This is a genomic window from Arthrobacter sp. Hiyo1, from assembly GCF_001263615.2.
Classification (GTDB): domain Bacteria; phylum Actinomycetota; class Actinomycetes; order Actinomycetales; family Micrococcaceae; genus Arthrobacter.
Genome location: NZ_DF952475.1, coordinates 57,915 through 61,009 on the forward strand (window position 1 = coordinate 57,915; position 3,095 = coordinate 61,009).

The following is a 3,095-nucleotide window of genomic DNA, read 5'->3' on the forward strand; positions in this document are numbered from 1 at the left end:
AATCCGGGACGGAGGCAGGGAACGGCATGGTCAAGGACGCCCGAGGGATTCTCACCCTATTTCACCGACGAAGACGCCAGGTAAACCGGGCCGCCTCCATAGCCACCGTGGTTGGCCTCCCGGAGCAGTTGGACTGCCAACGGGGTCCAACAAGCTCCACCGTCCGGCGGACGCCGGCGCACCGGTTCCTTGTGTCGACGCTGCGCTTATCTCCTCCCACAAATCCGTCCGCTGCCTGCCCTGCTGGCTACCCCGGTGCCGTCGGGCGCAGCGACGCGATGCGGCGCCCACCGTCAGCAGTACCACGAGCATGCGGCGCCGGGTTCATGCGTGGGCCGGCCGTTTTGCGCGCCTTTACACAACGCGAACATTTCCCTAACACTGTTCTGTGGTGAGCGTGCGATGGTGATCGGGTCAACACGATCGCTGGTTCACATTTTGGGCCACGAGGAGTGGGTATCCGATGGGATGGTTTGTCACTGCCGCCGGCAAGCGCCCGCGTCCGTCCGCTCGAGTACGGCATTGGGTGGGCAAGCACCGCATGCTCGCTGCGGTTGCCACCGTCGTGGTCGCTGCCCTCGTTGCGGCGGGCGTAACTTTCGGGATTGCCACGGCCCGGTTTTCCTCGAACGCCCCGGCCTTAGCGGGCATCAACAAGATCCAGCATGTCATCGTCATTATGCAAGAGAACCGCTCGTTCGACAGCTACTTCGGCACGTTCCCCGGAGCGGACGGGATTCCGATGCTGAACGGTTCCCCGGCCGTATGCGTCCCGGATCCGGCCCACGGCTCGTGCGTGAAACCGTACTACGACCCCGCCGACCGGAACTCAGGTGGCCCGCACAGCCAGAGCAATGCCACTGCGGACATCGACGGCGGAAAAATGGACGGCTTCATTGCGCAAGCCGAGAAAGCCTCTACGAACTGCGCACCGAATGCCCCAGCCTGCGCGGGCGGTAGCCAGAGCGACGTGATGGGCTACCACGACGCGCGCGACCTGCCCAACTACTGGGCATATGCCAAGGACTTCACGTTGCAGGACCACATGTTCGAACCCAACGCCTCCTGGAGTCTGCCCGAGCACCTGTACATGGTGTCGGAATGGTCCGCCAAATGCAGCCGCGCGGGCGACCCGCAATCCTGCATGAACGCCCTCCAGAATCCGGGCAGTCCGCCGGACTTTACCTCCTCGATCCAGTCCACCCTCATCGGCAAATGCCGGGCCGGCCTGCAGAACAAGGCCTGCCAGGACGCACTCTCCGCGGCCGGGATCACCCCGGACATTGCCGCGCAACTGCACACCCTCATCACGCAAAACTGCGCCGGCTCGGATTCCTATACAAGTTGCCAAGCCGCGATCGACAAAGCAGCCCTCCCCGAAGCGCTCAAGCAAAAGCTGCTGGCCGCTGCCAAGCTGCTTGCTCCCCCTGACTACGCCTGGACCGATCTGACGTACCTGCTGCACAAACAGAACGTGCCCTGGGCCTACTACGTCTTCAACGGCACAGAGCCCGACTGCCAAGACGACGCAGCCATGTCCTGCGCTCCCGTAGCCCAGAACGCGAAGACGCCGGGCATCTGGAATCCGCTACCCTACTTCGACACCGTCAAGCAGGACGGCCAGCTAGGCAACATCCAGTCCCTCACCAACTTCTACGATGCCGCCAAAAAGGGCACATTGCCCGCCGTGAGCTGGATCGACCCCACCGGAGCCGTCAGCGAACACCCACCGGCGCTGATCAGCACCGGGCAGGCCTACGTCACGGGCCTGATCAATGCCGTCATGTCGGGCCCGGACTGGAACAGCACCGCCATCTTCCTCTCATGGGATGACTGGGGCGGCTTTTACGACCACGTCACCCCGCCCACCGTCGACCAAAACGGCTACGGCCTCCGCGTCCCGGGAATCGTCATCAGCCCCTACGCCAAACAAGGCAACATCGACCACCAGTCCCTCAGCCACGACGCCTACGCCAAGTTCATCGAAGACGACTTCCTCCACGGCCAACGCCTCGACCCGGCCACCGACGGACGTCCCGATTCCCGGCCCGACGTCCGGGAGAACAACCCCCAGCTCGGGAACTTGGTGAACGACTTCAACTTCAACCAGCAGCCCACCAAACCCGTCATCCTCCCGGGGGGCGCCACCTACTAGGCGCCAAGAGAGGGACATCCAAGCCGTCCGGGGCCCACCCGTCAGGAGAGGCCCGCTCAAGTCTGAGCTCAGGCCATCACCAGGCGGCCGGGGCCCAAGGAGGCAACGACTCACCCTTCCCACAGCGATCGACATGAGGCAACAGTGCCCCCGATCACCTTAGTTCCGTGTTGTTTCGCCGGCGGTCAAGCGCGCTTCTCCTGAGAGGTCACCATTTGCTGGACCAAGCTGCTGACCGTGTGGTCGCCAGTCGCTGACGATCGGTGAGGTCACTGGCTCCCATTTCGGGTTCATCGGCGAGACGCTGAAGGACCTCCACCTGTGCCATGGGCAGGGTTCCCAAGGGAACTCCTGCCGCACCCTTGAGCGCAGGACACGCCGCAGGCGCGTGATCACTTCGGCTGTTGGTAACGGTGCTATCACCAGCAGCAACGGGGATCGGGTCGATGTGGTTGACTGCGAGGTGCGGCGCGGGGCTTGACGGAATGATGACTGCCGTGCGGCTTGGTGTGAAGCCAACCCCATCCGGTGGTCCGCCGTTGCGCCAGTTCCGCCGCCGTGGGGTCGACTGAGCGAAGAGGTCTCAGGGCAAATCAGCGGACCAGCTACTTGGCCCTCCGCAGTGGGGTTTGCATCATTGGAGGCGCCGCAGCCGGGCCGTCCAGGGGGCGCCGGCCTCGAGGCCACAAATACTGACAAAACAAACAACGACGACGCGGGGCCTCCTCCACAAACCCCCGATTTTGAGAAAGGGTGTGGAGAGGCGGGCCGGAGGTCCAGCGAAGGCCGGTCTTCTTCTCAGAACCCGTTCTCACTCAAAGAAGGCGTTAGCCCACTTCTGAGAATTGTTTGTGAGAGGATTTTGGGATGAGGAGCGAGACCGAAGCCACCGCCCCATCCGACGCCGATGAGATCGAGCAGCACCCGTGCCCCCGCTGCG

General features: G+C 63.7%; 1 protein-coding gene. It reads left to right on the top strand.

All coding sequences use genetic code 11. The annotated features are described in order from the left end of the window. The first annotated feature begins 463 nt into the window (after window positions 1-463). Entirely contained in the window at window positions 464-2,155 is a 1,692-nt protein-coding gene (locus tag AHiyo1_RS19275; protein ID WP_084784610.1) for an alkaline phosphatase family protein, read from the top strand. The last annotated feature ends 940 nt before the right edge of the window (window positions 2,156-3,095 follow it).